This is a genomic window from Phenylobacterium sp. (assembly GCF_030698145.1).
GTDB lineage: Bacteria > Pseudomonadota > Alphaproteobacteria > Caulobacterales > Caulobacteraceae > Phenylobacterium.
In genome coordinates this window covers 21,425-38,594 of the sequence record NZ_JAUYNW010000017.1, presented here as the reverse complement: position 1 = coordinate 38,594, position 17,170 = coordinate 21,425, and the positions used below count along the sequence as shown (strand labels likewise).

The following is a 17,170-nucleotide window of genomic DNA, read 5'->3' as shown; positions in this document are numbered from 1 at the left end:
GTGGGACGCCGGGGTGATTTGACCTTGGGCTCCTGCGGCCGACCCGGCTTTGACGCCGCTCAAGGCCAGTTGGTCGGTCGCCAGACTCACCCGCGCCGACGCCGCGGTGCTGCGGCTGTAGATGGCAGGCGTTTAGTAGGCGTGGTCCTTTTTCGCCCGACGGACCGCGACCTGCATGGTGTCGAGCGCCTTGGCCGCGGCGTCGGCGGACGCTTTGGCGGCGTCGCGCGCCGCCCGAAGGGTCTCCTGGGTCGTGGCCTGATCGGCGGCCTGGGCGGTCTGCGCCGCCCTGGCCGTTTCCTCGGCGGCGCTCCGGGCGGCCTTCACGGATCGGTCGGCGGCGATTCGCGTGTCGGCCGATCCCCGGGCGAAGGCTTCCTTGGCCCGTGCGGCGGCCGCCACAGCGGCGGCCTCCGCCTCCTGCGAGGCGGTTCGCGACGCGTCGGCGCTCTCGCGGGTCACCTCGCGCAGCGCCGTCTCGGCCGTGTCCAGCGCCTTGATCGCCGACTGCGCCGCCGAACTCGCCGCATCGATGGCGCGGTCGGCCGCCGAGTGAGCGTGGGCGTCCATGGCGCGCAAGGTCTGTTCGGCCTGGCTGCGAGGTTTGGCGGGCTGGGCCTGGGTCGCATAGGCCGGGAGGCTCAACAGGATCGCCGAGACGATCAACAGGGGGCGCTGGTTCACAGGTGTTCTCCGGAGACGCGGGTCTTGGCGGTGGCGGGAATCCGGCGCCGGGCAAGGCGAGGCGTTCCAGCGCCCAGGGCGACCCCGAAGAGACCCAGGATCAGGGCCGAGGCGCACCAACCGCAGTGCGGCTCCAACGGCGCGCCGCAGATGATTCCCATCTGGTCGATCGCGCGCATGTGGGCCCATGCCAGGGCGGCGCTGCCGGCCGACGCCAGCAAGCACAGCGCCCCGGCGACGGCTCCCGCATCCAATGGCTCGTTCGCGTGCATGGGTGTTCCTCCACTCCCCGACAGGATCGCGAGGCGCGAACGCGTCGGCCTTGACTGAAATCAAAGCCATCCGGCCGCCGATTGTGAGACTGGCGGCCGGGCATCGCAGCGACTCGCGGAGAACATGACCACTCAATCGGCACAAACCGACACGGCGCCCCTGAACGCCGTCCTGCTCTATGCGCTGACGGGCCTACTGGCCTTCGGCGCCCTCATGGCGACGGCGTTCTCCGACGACCGCCTGTTCCGGTTCCATGGCTGGATATTCATCGCCGCCTTCGTTACGGCGCTCAGCGCCATGACGGTGGGGCTGTCGTCGGGCCGGTTCCGCTCTCCCCAGAACCAGTACGCCGACGGCGTGGTCCGCGCCGGTGTCATCGCCACCATGTTCTGGGCCATCGCTGGCCTGCTGGCGGGGGTGGTGCTCGCCGCCCAGCTGTCCTGGCCGACCATCTTCTACTTCCCTGAGGCGGGCTGGCTGAACTTCGGGCGCCTTAGGCCCCTGCACACCTCGGGCGTGATCTTCGCCTTCGGCGGCAACGCCCTGATCGCAACCTCGTTCTATGTCGTGCAACGCACCTGCAGGGCGCGCCTGGCCGGCGGCGCCTGGCCCTGGTTCGTCTTCTGGGGCTACCAACTATTCATCGTTCTGGCGGCCACCGGCTACCTGGCCGGCATCACCCAGTCGCGGGAATACGCCGAGCCCGAGTGGTACGTCGATCTGTGGCTGACCGTGGTCTGGGTCGCCTATCTGCTGGTCTTCCTGGGCACGATCTGGAAGCGCAAAGAACCGCATATCTATGTGGCCAACTGGTTTTACCTGGCCTTCATCGTCACCATCGCCCTGCTGCACGTGGTCAATAACCTGGCCATGCCGGTCAGCTTCCTAGGCCATCATAGCTATTCGCTGTTCGCCGGCGTCCAGGACGCCCTGATCCAGTGGTGGTACGGCCACAACGCGGTCGGTTTCTTCCTCACCGCCGGCTTCCTGGCGATGATGTATTACTTCGTGCCGAAGCGCGCGGAGAGGCCGGTCTATTCGTACCGCCTGTCCATCGTCCACTTCTGGTCGCTGATCTTCATCTACATCTGGGCGGGTCCGCACCACCTCCACTACACGGCCTTGCCGCAGTGGGCCCAGACGCTGGGCATGACCTTCTCGATCATGCTGTGGATGCCGTCCTGGGGCGGGATGATCAACGGCCTGATGACGCTCTCGGGCGCCTGGGACAAACTTCGCACCGATCCGGTCCTACGGATGATGGCGGTCTCCATCGCCTTCTACGGCATGTCGACCTTCGAAGGCCCGCTGATGTCGATCCGCGAGGTCAACGCGCTCAGCCACTACACCGACTGGACGATCGGGCACGTGCATTCCGGCGCCCTGGGCTGGGTCGGCTTCATCTCGTTCGGGGCGGTCTACTGCCTGGTGCCTTGGCTGTGGAAGAAGGACCGGCTCTACTCCAACGCCCTGGCCGAGTGGCACTTCTGGATCGCGACCCTGGGGATCGTCCTCTACATCTGCGCGATGTGGGTCTCCGGCATCATGGAAGGCCTGATGTGGCGCGAGTACACGCCGCAGGGTTTCCTCGCCAACTCGTTCGTCGAGACCGTCTCGGCCAAGCACATCGAGAACGTCATCCGCACCCTCGGAGGTCTCATGTACCTCTCCGGCGCGCTGATCATGTCTTACAACCTGTGGCGTACGATCCGCATGCCGAGCCGGGCGCCCGACGCCCAGGCCGCCGGTCCCGCCCCCGCGCTCGTCGCGGCCGAGTAGGGGACCCGACCATGTGGAAACATCACAGCAAGCTTGAGCGGAATTCGCTGCCGCTCGTCCTCGGCATCCTGATCGTCGTCTCCATCGGCGGCATGGTCGAGATCGCGCCGCTCTTCTACCTGGAGAGCACGATCGAGAAGGTGGAAGGCGTACGCCCCTACACACCGCTCGAGCTCGAAGGCCGCGACATCTATGTCCGCGAGGGCTGCTACCTCTGCCACTCGCAGATGATCCGCCCCCTGCGCGACGAGGTGGAGCGCTACGGCCACTACAGCCTCGCCGCCGAGAGCATGTACGACCACCCTTTCCAGTGGGGCTCCAAGCGCACCGGGCCAGACTTGGCGCGGGTGGGCGGAAAATACTCCGACGCCTGGCACCGCGACCACCTGATCGACCCGCGCTCGGTGGTGCCGGAATCGGTGATGCCGCCTTACGCCTTCCTGGCGGACAAGCCGCTCGATTACCGCGACATCCAGGCGAAGATCCGGGCCATGAACAAGGTCGGCGTCCCCTACACCCAGGAGATGATCGACAGCGCCAAGGAAGACCTGGAGACCCAGGCCGACCCCTTCGCCGGCTCCGCCAAATTCCTGGCCCGCTACGGCGCCAAGGCCCAGCAGCGCGACTTCGACGGGAATCCCGACCAGGTCAGCGAGATGGACGCCCTGGTGGCCTACCTCCAGATGCTGGGCACCCTGGTCGACTTCAAGACCTACCAGGCCGAGGCCCCGGAGAACCGGCGATGAGCGGTCTCACCTACGAAACCGTGGCGCGGTTCGCCCAGCAGGGCGGGCTGATCTACTTCGGCGCCGTCTTCGCCGCGGGGGTTCTCTACGCGCTGTGGCCCAAGAACCGCGAGGCGTTCCGACGCCTGGCCCACCTTCCCCTGCAAAACCATGAGGATCCCGATGTCGAAGCGTGAGTCCGACGAGGTCGCGGGCGTCGAGACCACGGGCCACGAGTGGGACGGCATCCGCGAACTGGACAATCCCCTGCCGCGCTGGTGGCTCTGGGTGTTCTACGCCAGCATCGCCGTGGCCGTGGTCTACTGGGTGCTGATGCCGTCCTGGCCGGGCCTGACCGGCTATTCCAAGGGGATCCTGGGACAGTCCGACCGCCAGGCGGTCGTCGGCGAACTCCAGGCCCTGACAGCCGTGCGCGGCGCCCAGGCGGCCCGCCTGCGCACCGCCTCGCTCGACGAGATCGAGCGCGATCCAGAACTGCAGGCCTACGCCCAGGCGGTCGGCCAGTCGGTGTTCGGCGACAACTGCGCCACCTGCCATGGCACGGGCGGGGTCGGCGCCAAGGGCTACGCCAACCTGCGCGACGACGTCTGGCTCTGGGGCGGCGAGCTCGCGGACATCCACCGGACCATCCAGGTCGGCGTCCGATCGGGCGGCCCCGATGCGAGGTTCTCCCAGATGCCGGCCTTCGGGCGCGACCAGATGCTGACCTCGGCCCAGGTGGACGACCTGACGGAGTTCGTGGTGGCGCTGTCGCATCGCCCGGCCGATGTCGCCGCCGTCCGGCGCGCCGCGCCGGTCTATGTGGCCCAGTGCGTCTCGTGCCACGGGGTGAAGGGGCTGGGCGACCAGAAGCAGGGCGCGCCCAATTTGACCGACCAGGAGTGGCTGTACGGCTCCGGCCGCCAGGCCATCCACGACCAGATCTGGAATGGGCAGGGCGGCGTCATGCCGGCCTGGAAGGACCGCTTCGACCCCGAAACCCTCAAGGCGCTCGCCGTCTACATCCACGCCAACGCCGGAGGGCGATAGTCCGGCGATGACCGTGGTGATCGACCGGTCGGGCCCTACCGCCGCCAGGACCTCGCCGGTCTCGGCGGCGGCCAAGGCGCGCGGTCCGGCCTATGTGACCGGGCTCTACAAGCCGCGCCAACCAATCTATCCCAAGCTGGTCCACGGCCGCTGGCGCGCCATCAAGTGGGCGCTGCTGATCGCCACGCTGACCATCTACTACGTCACGCCCTGGATCCGCTGGGAGCGGCCGGGAACCCTGCCCGACCAGGCGGTGCTGGTCGATTTCGCGGGCCGGCGGTTCTATTTCTTCTGGATCCAGCTCTGGCCGCAAGAGGTCTATTTCCTGACCGGACTGCTGGTGCTCGCCGCCCTGGTCCTGTTCCTCAGCAACGCGCTCTTCGGGCGGCTGTGGTGCGGCTACTCCTGTCCCCAGACGGTCTGGACCGACCTGTTCATCCATGTGGAGCGATTGTTCGAGGGCGACCGCAACGCGCGCATGCGGCTGGACGCGGCGCCCTGGTCGCTGAACAAGGCCTGGCGAAAGATCGGCAAGCATGCGGTCTGGCTGGGGATCGCTTTCGGCACCGGCGGCGCCTGGATCTTCTACTTCCACGACGCGCCGACCCTGATCCGCACCTTCTGGATCGGGCAAGGGCCGCTCACCGGCTACATCTTCTGCGCCCTGTTGACCTTCACGACTTACGTCTTCGCCGGGTTCATGCGCGAGCAGGTCTGCACCTACATGTGCCCCTGGCCCCGCATCCAGGGGGCGATGCTCGACGAGCATTCGCTGCAGGTCACCTATCGCTACGACCGGGGCGAACCGCGCGGGGCGCACAAGAAGGGCGCCGACTGGGCCGGGCGGGGCGACTGCGTGGACTGCACCCAGTGCGTCACCGCCTGCCCGATGGGGATCGATATTCGCGACGGGCCGCAGCTCGAGTGCATCAATTGCGGGCTCTGCATCGACGCCTGCGATGAGATCATGGTCCGGGTCGGACGTCCCACCGGTCTGATCGCCTTCGACACCGACGCCGCGGTCGAGGCGCGCGACCAGGGCCGGCCCGCCGTCTACAAGCTGGTGCGTCCCCGGACCGTGTTCTATGGCGTCGCCCTGGCCGCGGTGTCGGGCGCCATGGCCTGGGGGTTCAGCGTCCGGACAACCCTCGACCTCCACGTGCTGCGCGACCGCAACCCGGTGTTCGTGCGCCTGCACGATGGGGCGGTGCGCAACGGCTACACGCTCAAGATCGTCAATCGCGGCTTCGAGGATGAGACCGTGACCGTCGGCTTCGACGGCCCCGCGGGCGCCATGATCAAGACCCCGGCCGCGGCTTCAAGCGGCGCCAGCCTGAGCGTCGTGGCGCCTGCCAACGAGGTCCGGGCGCTGCGGGTGTTCGTCACCCTGCCGCCCCAGGCCCTCAGGGCGCCCAACCTGCCCGCGAGCTTTGTCGTCCGCACCCCAACGGCCGAGGCGCGCGCCCAAACCACCTTCCTGTCGGGAGCCGCGAACACGCCATGAATCCAGCCCCGCCCGCCGCCGGCTTTCGTGTGACCGGCTGGCATGTCCTCATCGCCGTCGTCGCGTTTTTCGGCATCGTGATCGCCGTCGACATGGTCTTCGTCGTCACCGCCTATCGCACCTTCCCGGGCCAGGTCTCGGCGACCCCCTACGAAGACGGTCTACGGCACAACCGTTCCGTTGCGCGGCTGAAAGCCCAGTCCGCGCTTGGCTGGCGCGCCCTGGCCGCGCCCGCCCAGGGTCGGGTCGAGGTCGAGATCGTTGACCAGACCGGCCGGCCGATCCGAGGCCTGACGCTGTCGGGCGACCTGCAGCGGCCGGCCACCGAGGCCGGGCGCATCGTCCTCGACTTCACCGAGGTTTCGCCCGGGCGCTACGCCGCGCCCGCCTCCCCGGCGCCCGGCGCTTGGGACCTGCGGTTCACGGCCGCCGGTCCGCAGGCCGCGCCCTTTGAAGCCGAGCGTCGTCTGACATGGCCCTGATTTCCGAATTCACGCCGCACCAGGACTATTCCGCCTTCCTGCGTCCGGATGGCGGCGGCCAGCGCCTTGAGCTCCTGGTGCGAGGCGCCCGTTGCGCCGGCTGCATCTCCAAGATCGAACGCGAGGTGGGGACGCTGTCCAACGTCGCCTCGGCGCGCATGAATCTGACCACCGGCAAGTTGTCGGTGGTGTTCGACGATGGGGCGAGCGACGTGTCCGAGGTTCTCGATACCCTCGGCCGCCTCGGCTATCCCGCCACGCCCTTCGATCCGGCCGGGGCCGCCGCGGCGCACGACGCCGAGGGGCGTCGCCTGGCCATGGCGCTCGGCGTGGCCGCCTTTGGGGCCGGCAACGCCATGATGTTCTCCGTGCCGATCTGGGCGGGGCTGTTCGGCCAGGAACTGGGTCCGGCGATGCGGACCATGATGCAGTGGATGAGCGCGGCGGTCGGCGCGCCCTGCGCGGTCTATGCCGGCATGCCGTTCTTCACCTCGGCCTGGCGCTCGCTCAAGGCCGGCCGGGCCAATATGGATGTGCCGATCTCCATAGGCGTCCTGCTGACTCTCGCCATCAGCTTCGTCGAGACCGTGCTGGGCGGCGCCGACACATATTTCGACGCGGCGGTCTCGCTGCTCTTCCTGCTGCTCATCGGCCGGTGGCTGGATCATCGCCTGCGCGCCCGGGCCCGCAGCGCGGCCGGCGACATCCTGGCGCTCCAGGCGCCGGTCGCCGCCGTCATCGGCCCCGACGGGCAGGAACATCGTCGACCGATCGGCGACATCGTTCCTGGCGATCACCTTCTGGTCCGGCCGGGCGACCGCATTCCGGTGGACGGTCGGATCGAGGCGGGCCAGTCGTCCCTCGACAACGCCCTGCTCACAGGCGAGACGGCGCCTGTCCTGGCCCGCGTCGGCGACACGTGCCGGGCCGGCGCGCTCAATCTAACGGGGACCTTGCGCCTGCTGGCTACGGCCACCTCAGAGGATTCCGCCATCGCCGACATCGCCCGGCTGGTGGAGGCCGGCGCGCAGTCGCGCTCCCGCTACGTCCAACTCGCAGACCAGGCCGCGGCCCTCTATGTGCCGGTGGTGCACAGCGCCGCGGCGATGACCTTCGCCGGCTGCATGGTCCTGGGGATGGGGCCACGGGAGGCGCTGCTGCGGGCCGTGGCCGTCCTGATCATCACCTGTCCCTGCGCGCTCGGCCTCGCGGTCCCCGCGGTGCAGGTCAGCGCCTCGGCGCGGCTCTTCCGCTGCGGCGTGTTGGTGAAGTCCGGCGCCGCCCTGGAGCGGCTGGCCGAGATCGACCATGTCATCCTCGACAAGACCGGTGTCCTGACCCTGGGCCGTCCACGCCTGGTCGATCCCGTCCCCGCGGCCGTGGCCATGGCCGCGCCCCTGGCGCGGGCCTCGGCCCATCCGTTGGCTCGCGCGCTCGCCCTAGAAGCCGGCCCCACGATTTTGGCCGACAAGGTGATCGAGACGCCGGGCCAGGGCGTCGAGGGCTTCATCCGCGGACGCCGGGCCCGCCTGGGCCGGGCCGCGTTCGTGGGCGTGACCGGCGCGCAGCCCAGCGAGACGGAGCTGTGGCTGGTGATCGAGGGCGAGCCCAAGATCCGCTACGTCTTCCAGGATCAGCTCAGGGCGGACGCCGTCGCCACGGTCCAGGCCCTGCTGGCGCGCGGACTGAGCGTCGAGATTCTGTCCGGCGACGGCTTGGATCCGGTTCGACGTGTCGCGAAGGCCGTCGGGGTGACCGCCTGGCGCGCCGGTCTCACCCCGGCCGAGAAGTCGCAGGTCGTCGCGCAGCGGACGGCCGAGGGCCGGCGCGTGCTGATGATCGGCGACGGGCTCAACGACACCGCCGCGCTCGCCAACGCCCATGCCGCCATGGCGCCTGGCACGGCCCTGGACGCCAGTCAGAATGCGGCGGACCTGGTGTTCTCGGGCGAGGGGCTCGACGCTGTGGTGACGGCCATCGACACGGCGCGGACGGCGCGGCGGCGGGCGCTGCAGAACTTCGGCTTCGCGGCGGCCTACAACCTGATCGCCGCCCCGGCGGCCATGGCAGGCCTGATCAACCCCTTCGTCGCGGCCCTGGCGATGTCGGGCTCCTCGCTGGCCGTGACGCTCAACGCCCTGCGCATGGGCGGCGGAGGCGGTCGGCGATGGACATCCTGATCTTCCTGGCGCCGGCCTCGGTCTTCCTGGCCCTCCTCGGCCTCGCCGCCTTCAGGTGGACGCTCGGGAGCGGCCAGTACGACGATCCGATTGGGGACGCCGAGCGCATCCTGGCCAAGGACCCCGAGGACGCGCCCCTGGCCGGCGATTGACCGATGTCACGGCGCCGGATGGCCAGATCGCCAAGCTGGCGGCCAGACACAGGAGCCGCCCTTGACCGCCGTCCAGTCGACCTATTCGCCCGCGCCCTCCATGGCCGACCTGGTCGCCCAGTACGATGGGCGCGCGCCGCGCTACACCAGCTACCCGACCGCCGTTCAGTTCACGCCCGCCGTCGACGCCGCCCTCTATCGGACCTGGCTGCGTGATCTGCCGACGGCCGATCCGGTCTCGATCTACGTCCACATCCCCTTCTGCTCGCGCCTGTGCTGGTACTGCGGCTGCAACACCCGCGCGGTGCGGCGCCACGGTCCGGTGGCCGACTATGTGGGCTATCTGATGGACGAGCTGGCGCTGCTGAAACGGGCGCTGCCTGGGAAGCTCGACGCCGGAGCGATCCATCTCGGCGGCGGCACGCCCAACATGCTGACGGTCGACGAACTGGCCATGCTGTTCGGCGGGCTCGGGCGGGTGTTTCGCCTTCAGCCGGGACTCGAAGTCGCCGCTGAGATCGATCCGCCGGGCCTGACCCCCGAATGGGTGCGGGCCGCGGCCGGTTACGGCCTGAGCCGGGCGAGCCTTGGCGTGCAGAACCTGTCGCCGCGGGTGCAGGACGCCGTGAACCGTCAGGGCAGCCTCGAGGAGGTGGCTCGTTGCATGGGCTGGCTGCGCGAAGCCGGCGTGGCCTCGATCAATCTCGACCTCATGTACGGCCTGCCGCATCAGACGGTGGCCAACACCCTCTCCACCCTCGACCAGGTGCTGCCCCTGCGTCCCGAACGCCTGGCGCTGTTCGGTTACGCCCACGTGCCCTGGATGAAGACCCATCAACAGCTCATCCACGAGGCGGCGCTGCCCGGTCCCGCCGAACGGCTCGACCAGAGCGAGGCCGCCGCCGAGCGGCTCGTCGCCGAAGGCTATGTCCGGATCGGCCTCGACCACTTCGCCCTGCCGAGCGACGACCTGGCGCGGGCCCAGGCCGAAGGCCGGTTGCGCCGTAACTTCCAGGGCTACACCGCCGACGGGGCGGGGACCCTGCTGGGCCTCGGGGCCTCGGCGATCGGCAGCCTGCCGCAAGGCTTCGTCCAGAACGTCACGCCGGAGCTCGGCTGGCGCGAACTGGTCGCCAAGGGCGAGCTGCCGGTCGCGCGCGGCGTGGCCGTGACCCGCGAGGATCGCTTCCGCGGCGAAATCATCGAACGTCTGATGTGCGAGTTCCAGGTGGACCTCTTCGACATCTGCGAGCGGCACAACCGGGAGCTCGGTGAATTGAGCCGCGAGCTCGCGCGGCTGCGGGCCTTCGAGCGCGACGGGCTCGTCATCTGCGACGGCGGCCGGGTGAGCGTCACCGAAATTGGGCGGCTTGTGGTTCGCACGATCTGCACGGTGTTCGACCAGCATTTCGCGGCGGCTGAGGGCCGCCATTCGAAGGCGCTCTAATGGCCAAGAACATTCTGGTTCTCAACGGCCATCCCGATCCGCGCGGCGAACGGCTCTGCGCGGCGCTGGCCAACGCCTATGGCCGCGGGGCGAGCAGCGCAGGCCATCAGGTCCGGCGCATCGACGTCGGGGCTCTGGACTTTCCCCTGGTGCGCACGACGGATGAGTTCATGTCCGAGGCCGCGCACCCGGCCATCCTCGAGGCGCAGCAAGCGCTCCGCTGGGCGGACCACCTAGTGATCGTGCATCCGCTGTGGCTGGGCGGGCCGCCGGCCCTCTTCAAGGGTTTTCTGGAGCAGGTGTTTCGCTACGGCGTAGCCTTGAGCCCACCGGGGGCGCCGCCATCCGGACTGCTCAAGGGCAAATCCGCGCGCGTGGTGGTGACGATGGGCATGCCGGCGATGATTTTCCGGGTGGTCTTCGGCGCGAACGGTCTGAAAAGCCTGGAGAAGGGCGTTCTTTGGATCTCCGGCTTCAAGCCGATCCGGCATGCAATCATCGGTGAGGTGGAGACGGCCGGGCCCCGCACGCGGCGGCGCTGGCTGGCGGCGATGGAACGTCACGGGGCGGCGGGGACCTAGCGGGCCAGCGCTTCGCGGATGCCGCTCACCAGGCCGTCGCCCAGCAGCGGCTTCTCGATGAGGCCGGCCCCGGCCGCCCTGATCCTCTCGCGCACATTCGGGGACGGGGTGCTGGTGATAATCAGCGCCGGGATATCCACCTGCCGGTGACGAAGTTGGACCAGCGCCTCCAGGCCGGTGATGCCGGGAAGATTGTAGTCGAGCACCATGCAGGCAGGACCGGCCGGAAGGTTGCGCAGCAGCAGGGCTTCGCCGCTCTCGCAGGTCTCGACGTCGAACCCCTCGATCTCGAGATTGAACTTCAGGGCCGCGCGCAAGGCCGCATCGTCATCGACCAGCAGGATCGTCGGTCTGGAATGAAGGCGGTTTAACATGGCCTGTCGGCGGAAGAGGACGTTGAGAGGTCAGATTACCTGCTCCGCCCCGCGCCGCCTTGACGAGCCTCAAAGTCCGCCGGCCAGAAGGGCCATGCGCACCAGTTCAGAGAGGCTGCCTGCGGACGTCTTGGTCATGACGTTGGCGCGATAGACCTCGACGGTGCGCGCGCTGATGCCGAGTTCGAAGGCGATGACCTTGTTCTGCTTGCCGGCGAGCACGCCCTTCAGCACTTCGGTCTCACGTGGGGAGAGTGCGGCGAGCATGGCTTCGAACTTGCGGCGCTCCTCGCTCGCCTGGGTCGCCTGACCGCCGATCGTCAGCGCCGTCCGGATCGAACCGAGCAGGGCCTCGTCGTCGAAGGGTTTCTCCAGGAAGTCGACCACACCTGCCTTCATGGCCTCGACGGCGAGCGGAACATCGCCGTGGCCGGTGATCACGATGATCGGATGGCTCGCGCCGCGGTCCTTCAGCCGGCGGACGAGCTCGAGGCCGTTCATATCCGGCATGCGGATGTCGGTGACCACGCAGCCGGGGGCCGCGCCCGCCAGCTGGTCGAGGAAGGTCACGGCCGACTCATAGGTCCGGGAAGCGATTCCGGCTGTCGTAAGCAGGAAGGACAGCGAGTCACGCACCGCCTCGTCGTCGTCGATCAGATGCACCACGGCTTCAGTCACCGTCGACAAGCTCCCCCTCGGTCACCGCGCGCAGCGTGAATCGGAACACCGATCCGGCGTCGGGACCGGGCTCGACCCAGATTCGGCCGCCATGCGCTTCTATAATTGTACGCGAAATCGACAGCCCGACCCCCATGCCCTGCGCCTTGGTGGTGAAGAAGGGCTGGAAGAGCTGTACGGCGACCTCGGGACTGATGCCGGAACCGGTGTCGGCGACCGCGATCTCGACCGCGCCGTCCGGGGCGGGGAGGGTGGAGACCGTGAGCTCCCGCCGCGGCGCGTCTTCCATGGCCTCGATGGCGTTGCGCATCAGGTTCAGAACGACCTGTTGGATTTGAACCTTGTCGGCCAGGACCAGCGCCACCTGCGGATGGATGCGGTACTGCAGCCGCACGCCGCGCTCCTTTGCCCCGATCATGGCCAGGGCGCCAGCTTCCTCGAGCAGCTTGGGCAAGCTCTCGATGCGAGGTTCCGCCTCGCCCTTGGAGACGAAGTCCCGGAGGCGTCGGATGATCTGGCCGGCTCGCAGCGTCTGGTCGCCGGCGCTGGCCAGCGCATCGCGGATCATGCCGCGATCGGGATTTTCCGCCTCGAGCAGACGCACCGAGCCCTTCACATAGTTGGCGATGGCCGACAGAGGCTGGTTCAGCTCATGCGCCAGGGCCGAGGCCATCTCGCCCATGGCGGTGAGACGCGAGACATGGAGGAGCTCCGACTGCACGTCCTGGAGCCGCCGCTCCGTCGCCTGCCGTTCGCTGAGATCGCGGACAAACCCAGTGAAGAACCGGGGCGTCGTGGCCATCTCACCCACGGAGAGCTCCATGGGAAAGGTCGATCCGTCACGCCGCTCGCCCACCACGACGCGGCCGATACCGATAATCCGCCGCTCGCCGGTCGTGAGGTACCGGGCGATATATCCATCGTGGCCCTCGCGGTAGGGCGATGGCATCAGCATGGAGACATTCCGCCCGATCGCCTCGCCCGGGGTCCAGCCGAACAGCCGCTCGGCGGTGGCGCTGAAGGACTGCATGATCCCGTGCTCATCAATGACCACCATGGCGTCGGGCACCGTGGCGAGGATCGAGCGCAGGTGCGCCTCACGGTCCTCGAGATGGGCCAAGGCCTCGGCGTTCTCGCGCCGGCCGCGATGGTACCGCCAGCCGCCAAAACCGATCGCCGCACCGATCGCTAGGAACAGGCCGGCGTTGGTGAAGCTGGCGGCGTCTCCCAGGACTTCGCCCCAGCGAAACACCAGCAGTCCGCCAAGCCCGACCCCTGTGGCGACCAGGGCCGGCCCGGCGCCGCCGAACGCGGCGCTGACGATCACGGCCGGCACAAAGACCAGGAAGACGACCTGGTCCCCGAAAATTGGCTCCAGGGCCAGGTGCAGGACCAAAGACGCGATGCTCGCGGCGGCCGCGAAGGCATATCCCGTCCACCGCGGCGCGTGGCGCGTGGCGGCGGGGGGTGCTGCTTTGGCGGAACCGTTCATAGCCTCAACTGGTAGGCGCCAAGACCGGCCGCGGCAAGGCGCGTCGCCGAGAACGGCCTTTCAGCCGCCGCACTTGGCGGTCTGACGCTTGGCGTCCGGATCCTCGGACTCGGGACGGAAGAACAGCCCCAGGCGCGCGTCGGCGCGCACCTTCCCATAGAACCGGAGCACTGGCGCCCCGAGCGCCGCCTCGCTGAGCTCACCAGTCACGGTCGCGCCGCCAGGGGCAGAGAACGGGGCGCCGGCGCCGGCGCCCCCGCGCCCAGTGTCTTGACCAAGCGAACGCGGCTGAAGTCGCCCTCGGCGGCGTGGCGTTCGAAGCCAAACGCTGCGGCCATGGTCAGCATGCGGGCGTTATCGCGGGCGACGTCGCCCCAGACCTCCCGAAGACCTCGCGACTGCGCATGCTCCAGCAGGGCGGCGAGCAGCAAGCGACCCAGGCCGCGGTCATGATGGTCGCTGCGCACCATGAGCGCGAATTCCGCTGTGTCGCCTTCGGGATCGCCCACCAGGCGCGCGACGCCGAGGATCGAGCCGTCGGGCGCCTCGGCCACCAGCGCCATCTCCCGGTCATAGTCGATCTGCGAGAGCCGTTCGGGCCAGCCCTGCGGCAGGGTGCGGAGACCGGAGCGGAAGCGCAGCCGGACGTCCTCGGGCGCGCTCTTCTCCACCATCTGCGCCAGGCCCGGTCCGTCCTGGGGTCGCACCGGTCTCACGATGAGGGCCTCGACGCCAACGGTCAGTTCACGGCGGAGGTAGTCGGGGTAGGGAAGGATCGCGGTCCGCACCGGTTGGGCGCCGATCGGCCGCAGCGCCATGCGCGCGTCGAGGGCGAGCACGCCCTCGGCGTCGGCGAGCAGGGGGTTGATGTCGAGCTCGGCGATCTCCGGTAGCTCGACCACCAGCCGCGACAGCCGCGCCAGCACGTCGGCGATGGCGCCTATGTTCGCCGGCGGGCGATCACGATAGCCCGCGAGAAGGCGTGAAATCCGCGTGCGCGCGATCATGTCCTTGGCCAACACCTCGTCGAGGGGCGGCAGGCCGATTATACGGTCGGCGACCACCTCCACCGCCACCCCGCCCGCCCCGAAGACGATTACCGGCCCGAAGGTGGCGTCCTGGGCCACGCCGGCGAGCAGCTCGAGCGCCTGCGGGCGGCGCACCATCGGCTCCACGACGAAGCCCTGGATGCGCGCGTCCGGTCGGGCCGTTGCTACGCGCGCCAGCATGCCCCGGGCCTCGGCCTCGGTCGCGGCGGCGCCTTGCAGGCCGAGGGTGACGCCGCCAACGTCGGACTTGTGGCTGATGTCGGGCGACAGGATCTTTAGGGCCACGGGTCCAGCGAAGGTCGCCGCGGCGGCGGCGGCGGCGGCAGGGTCATCGGCTTGCAGGCTCTGCAGGACCGGCACGCCGTAGGCCTGCAGGATCGCCCGGGCTTCGGGGTCGGTGAGCGCGGTGCGACCCTCGGCGGCGGCCTGGTCGATGACCGCGCAGGCTGTGGCGTGATCGCACGCGGGCCCAGCCGGCGCGGCGGGGGTGCGCAGCAGGGCCTGCTGGTTCTTGCGATGCTCCACCAACTGCATGAAGGTTCGCACGGCTTCGTCGGGGGTCTCGTGGGCCGGCACGCCGGCCGCAGAGAGGCGCCGGCGACCTTCCGCCACGGCGGTCTGACCAAGCCAGGCGCTGAGCACCGGTCGATGCGAACGGTCGGCGCGCAGGGTCTCGATCACGACGTCGGCGGCCTCGGTGCTGTCGCTCACGGCGGTGGGGCAGTTCATGACCAGGATGGCGTCGGCGGCGGGTTCAGCCAACAAGGCCTCGAGGGCGCGGCCGTAGGCGGGCGCTCGAGCGTCTCCCAGGATGTCCACCGGATTGGCGTGCGACCAGTTGGCCGGCGCGGCGGCGTTCAACCGTTCGAGGGTGGCGGCCGACAGCTCGGCCAGCCGGCCGCCGCGGGCCTCGAGGGCGTCGGCGGCCATGACGCCCGCGCCGCCGCCATTGGTCAGGATCGCCAGCCGGTCCCCGGTCACCTTCAAGCCCGCGCCCAATGCCGCGACCGCGTCGAAGAGTTCACGCAGGTCGTCAACCCGAAGCATCCCCGCTCGCCGGAAGGCCGCGTCATAGACCATGTCGGACCCCGCCAGCGCGCCGGTATGGGAAAACGCGGCCTTGGCGCCCGAGGCGCTGCGGCCGGCCTTCACGACCACCACCGGCTTGGCGCGCGCGGCGATGCGCCCTGCTGTCATGAACTTCCGCGCATCGGCCAGGCTCTCGACGTAGAGCAGGATCGCCTTGGTCTCGGGATCGAGCGCCAGATAGTCGAGGAGATCGCCGACATCGACATCGGCGGCGTCGCCGATGCTCAGGACATGGGAGAAGCCGATGCCGCGGCCATGGGCCCAGTCGAGGGCCGCGGCGGCGACCGCGCCGGACTGCGAGACCAAGGCCAGCCCGCCGGCCGCCGGGGTCAGGTGGGCGAAGCTCGCATTGATTCCGACCCTCGGCGAGATGAAGCCGAGGCAGTTGGGCCCTACGATGCGCATCAGATGCGGTCTGGCGGCGTCGAGCATCGCCTGACGAAGGCCTGCGTCGACCCCTGCGCTGATCACCACGGCGGCTCGGCACCCTCGTGCGCCCAGCTCGGCGATCAGGCCCGGAACCGTGGGCGCCGGGGTGGCGATGACCGCCAGGTCGGGTGTCAGCGGCAGGTCGGCGACGGACCGATAGGCGACGGCGGATCGGATCGCGGTTGCGTTCAGGGCGACCGGCAGCACGGGCCCGGCGAAGCCGCTTTCCAGCAGGTTTCGCGACAGCACCTGGCCCACCGAGGCCGGCGAATTGCTGGCTCCGATCAGGGCGATGACCCCGGGATGAAAAAGGGCGTCGAGGTTTCGCGTGGTCATGGGGTCGCCGGCACGGGAATGGGCTAGTGGCTCAGGAGCACGAACCGCTCCGGGGCGTGGATCAGACCTTGGCTCACGCCGCCCATCACCCATTCGCGCATCCGGCTGTGGCCGTAGCAACCGGCCACGATCAAGTCGGCTGCCATCGACCGGGCCTGGATATTGATCTCGGCGCAGGCGCGTTCATCGGCTTCGACCTCGACCCTGGCGCTGGCCTCCACGCCATGACGCTTGAGGTGGGCGACCACCTCGGAGGTGTGGAATTCGGCGGCCTCAACTCGGTCCTCCGCGCAGACCTCCATGACCACAACCGCCTCGGCGCGCTTCAGGAACGGCATGGCGTCGGCGAGCGCGCGCCGTGCTTCGCGGGTGTCTTTCCACGCCACGAGGATGCGGTCCCCGTGGAATGTTCGTTGAGTCGGAGGCGCCACGAGGACCGGGCGGCCGGCACGGATGGCGAGTTCGGCCGTATCGGCCTGGCGCCAATAGTCGGCGCCCGTCAGGGGCGCGCCGCCCGCCACGATCAGGTCCGCGCCCCGCGCGATATGGCACAGGGCCTCCGTTGGAGGCTGATAGAGCGTGCGCCAATCGGTTCGCAGATCTCTGGCGTGCTGGCGAAAGGCCTGTTCGGCGGTCTTCAGGTTGTCTTCCAGCTGCTGGCGCATCACGCCCTGCCATTCCATGGCGAGCATGCCGAACGGGTCGGCGACGGCGGTCGATTGCAGCAGTTCGGCGCCGACGCCCATCAGCAGGGCGTCGAAGCTTTCAGCGACAGCGGCCGCGCAGGCCAGGCGCGGCGAGGCCGCGGCGTCGGGTTCGGCATGGACGAGAACGCTCGCAATGGTCACGAATGCCTCCCTGGAAGG

At 69.3% G+C, this 17,170-nt stretch carries 18 protein-coding genes; 10 read left to right on the top strand and 8 right to left on the bottom strand.

The genetic code is table 11. From position 1 onward, the window contains the following. Positions 1–132: 132 nt before the first annotated feature. Both Q8Q77_RS01890 and Q8Q77_RS01885 read right to left on the bottom strand, forming a co-directional pair. Entirely contained in the window at positions 133–684 is a 552-nt protein-coding gene (locus tag Q8Q77_RS01890; protein ID WP_305580602.1) for a hypothetical protein, read from the bottom strand. Continuing rightward, positions 681–956, bottom strand: coding sequence for a hypothetical protein (locus tag Q8Q77_RS01885; protein ID WP_305580600.1), 276 nt, complete (start codon positions 954–956; stop codon positions 681–683). Before Q8Q77_RS01885 ends, Q8Q77_RS01890 begins: the two co-directional genes overlap by 4 nt. A gap of 214 nt (positions 957–1,170) precedes the next feature. On the opposite strand from Q8Q77_RS01885, the gene ccoN reads away from it, so the two are divergent. From ccoN to Q8Q77_RS01835, 10 genes are all read left to right on the top strand, one after another. Next, positions 1,171–2,736: a cytochrome-c oxidase, cbb3-type subunit I gene (gene ccoN, locus Q8Q77_RS01880; protein WP_371130389.1), complete on the top strand. Its 1,566-nt coding sequence runs from the start codon at positions 1,171–1,173 to the stop codon at positions 2,734–2,736. Between the two features lie 11 nt (positions 2,737–2,747). Then, entirely contained in the window at positions 2,748–3,482 is a 735-nt protein-coding gene (gene ccoO, locus Q8Q77_RS01875; protein WP_305580598.1) for a cytochrome-c oxidase, cbb3-type subunit II, read from the top strand. Next, complete coding sequence (locus Q8Q77_RS01870) at positions 3,479–3,658, top strand: cbb3-type cytochrome c oxidase subunit 3 (protein ID WP_305580596.1); 180 nt, start codon at positions 3,479–3,481, stop codon at positions 3,656–3,658. Before ccoO ends, Q8Q77_RS01870 begins: the two co-directional genes overlap by 4 nt. Beyond that, positions 3,645–4,511 (top strand): cytochrome-c oxidase, cbb3-type subunit III, encoded by an 867-nt coding sequence (gene ccoP, locus Q8Q77_RS01865; protein ID WP_305580594.1) that lies wholly within the window; start codon positions 3,645–3,647, stop codon positions 4,509–4,511. The genes Q8Q77_RS01870 and ccoP overlap by 14 nt, the downstream gene beginning before the upstream one ends. 7 nt (positions 4,512–4,518) lie before the next feature. Then, positions 4,519–6,015: a cytochrome c oxidase accessory protein CcoG gene (ccoG, locus tag Q8Q77_RS01860; RefSeq protein ID WP_305580592.1), complete on the top strand. Its 1,497-nt coding sequence runs from the start codon at positions 4,519–4,521 to the stop codon at positions 6,013–6,015. Beyond that, entirely contained in the window at positions 6,012–6,497 is a 486-nt protein-coding gene (locus tag Q8Q77_RS01855) for a FixH family protein (RefSeq protein WP_305580590.1), read from the top strand. Before ccoG ends, Q8Q77_RS01855 begins: the two co-directional genes overlap by 4 nt. After that, a complete protein-coding gene (locus tag Q8Q77_RS01850) occupies positions 6,488–8,677 on the top strand; it encodes a heavy metal translocating P-type ATPase (RefSeq protein ID WP_305580588.1) in 2,190 nt (729 codons plus the stop codon). Before Q8Q77_RS01855 ends, Q8Q77_RS01850 begins: the two co-directional genes overlap by 10 nt. Then, entirely contained in the window at positions 8,665–8,829 is a 165-nt protein-coding gene (gene ccoS, locus Q8Q77_RS01845; protein ID WP_305580586.1) for a cbb3-type cytochrome oxidase assembly protein CcoS, read from the top strand. Before Q8Q77_RS01850 ends, ccoS begins: the two co-directional genes overlap by 13 nt. A gap of 61 nt (positions 8,830–8,890) precedes the next feature. Beyond that, positions 8,891–10,276 carry an oxygen-independent coproporphyrinogen III oxidase gene (gene hemN / locus Q8Q77_RS01840; protein WP_305580584.1) on the top strand — a complete coding sequence of 462 codons (1,386 nt, stop codon included), beginning with the start codon at positions 8,891–8,893 and terminating at the stop codon, positions 10,274–10,276. Beyond that, a complete protein-coding gene (locus tag Q8Q77_RS01835; RefSeq protein ID WP_305580582.1) occupies positions 10,276–10,857 on the top strand; it encodes an NAD(P)H-dependent oxidoreductase in 582 nt (193 codons plus the stop codon). The genes hemN and Q8Q77_RS01835 overlap by 1 nt, the downstream gene beginning before the upstream one ends. Here the strand turns inward: Q8Q77_RS01835 and Q8Q77_RS01830 are convergent. The 6 genes from Q8Q77_RS01830 to Q8Q77_RS01805 form a co-directional block, all read right to left on the bottom strand. Beyond that, positions 10,854–11,231 (bottom strand): response regulator transcription factor, encoded by a 378-nt coding sequence (locus Q8Q77_RS01830; RefSeq protein WP_305580580.1) that lies wholly within the window; start codon positions 11,229–11,231, stop codon positions 10,854–10,856. The genes Q8Q77_RS01835 and Q8Q77_RS01830 overlap by 4 nt on opposite strands. Before the next feature lie 69 nt (positions 11,232–11,300). Beyond that, entirely contained in the window at positions 11,301–11,909 is a 609-nt protein-coding gene (gene fixJ / locus Q8Q77_RS01825) for a response regulator FixJ (protein ID WP_305580578.1), read from the bottom strand. After that, positions 11,902–13,305 (bottom strand): PAS domain-containing sensor histidine kinase, encoded by a 1,404-nt coding sequence (locus Q8Q77_RS01820; RefSeq protein ID WP_305580576.1) that lies wholly within the window; start codon positions 13,303–13,305, stop codon positions 11,902–11,904. Before Q8Q77_RS01820 ends, fixJ begins: the two co-directional genes overlap by 8 nt. 156 nt (positions 13,306–13,461) lie before the next feature. After that, positions 13,462–13,611, bottom strand: coding sequence for a hypothetical protein (locus Q8Q77_RS01815; protein ID WP_305580574.1), 150 nt, complete (start codon positions 13,609–13,611; stop codon positions 13,462–13,464). Then, positions 13,608–16,304, bottom strand: coding sequence for a bifunctional acetate--CoA ligase family protein/GNAT family N-acetyltransferase (locus Q8Q77_RS01810; RefSeq protein WP_305580572.1), 2,697 nt, complete (start codon positions 16,302–16,304; stop codon positions 13,608–13,610). Before Q8Q77_RS01810 ends, Q8Q77_RS01815 begins: the two co-directional genes overlap by 4 nt. A 23-nt stretch (positions 16,305–16,327) precedes the next feature. Further along, positions 16,328–17,152 carry a universal stress protein gene (locus Q8Q77_RS01805; RefSeq protein WP_305580570.1) on the bottom strand — a complete coding sequence of 275 codons (825 nt, stop codon included), beginning with the start codon at positions 17,150–17,152 and terminating at the stop codon, positions 16,328–16,330. Positions 17,153–17,170: the final 18 nt, after the last annotated feature.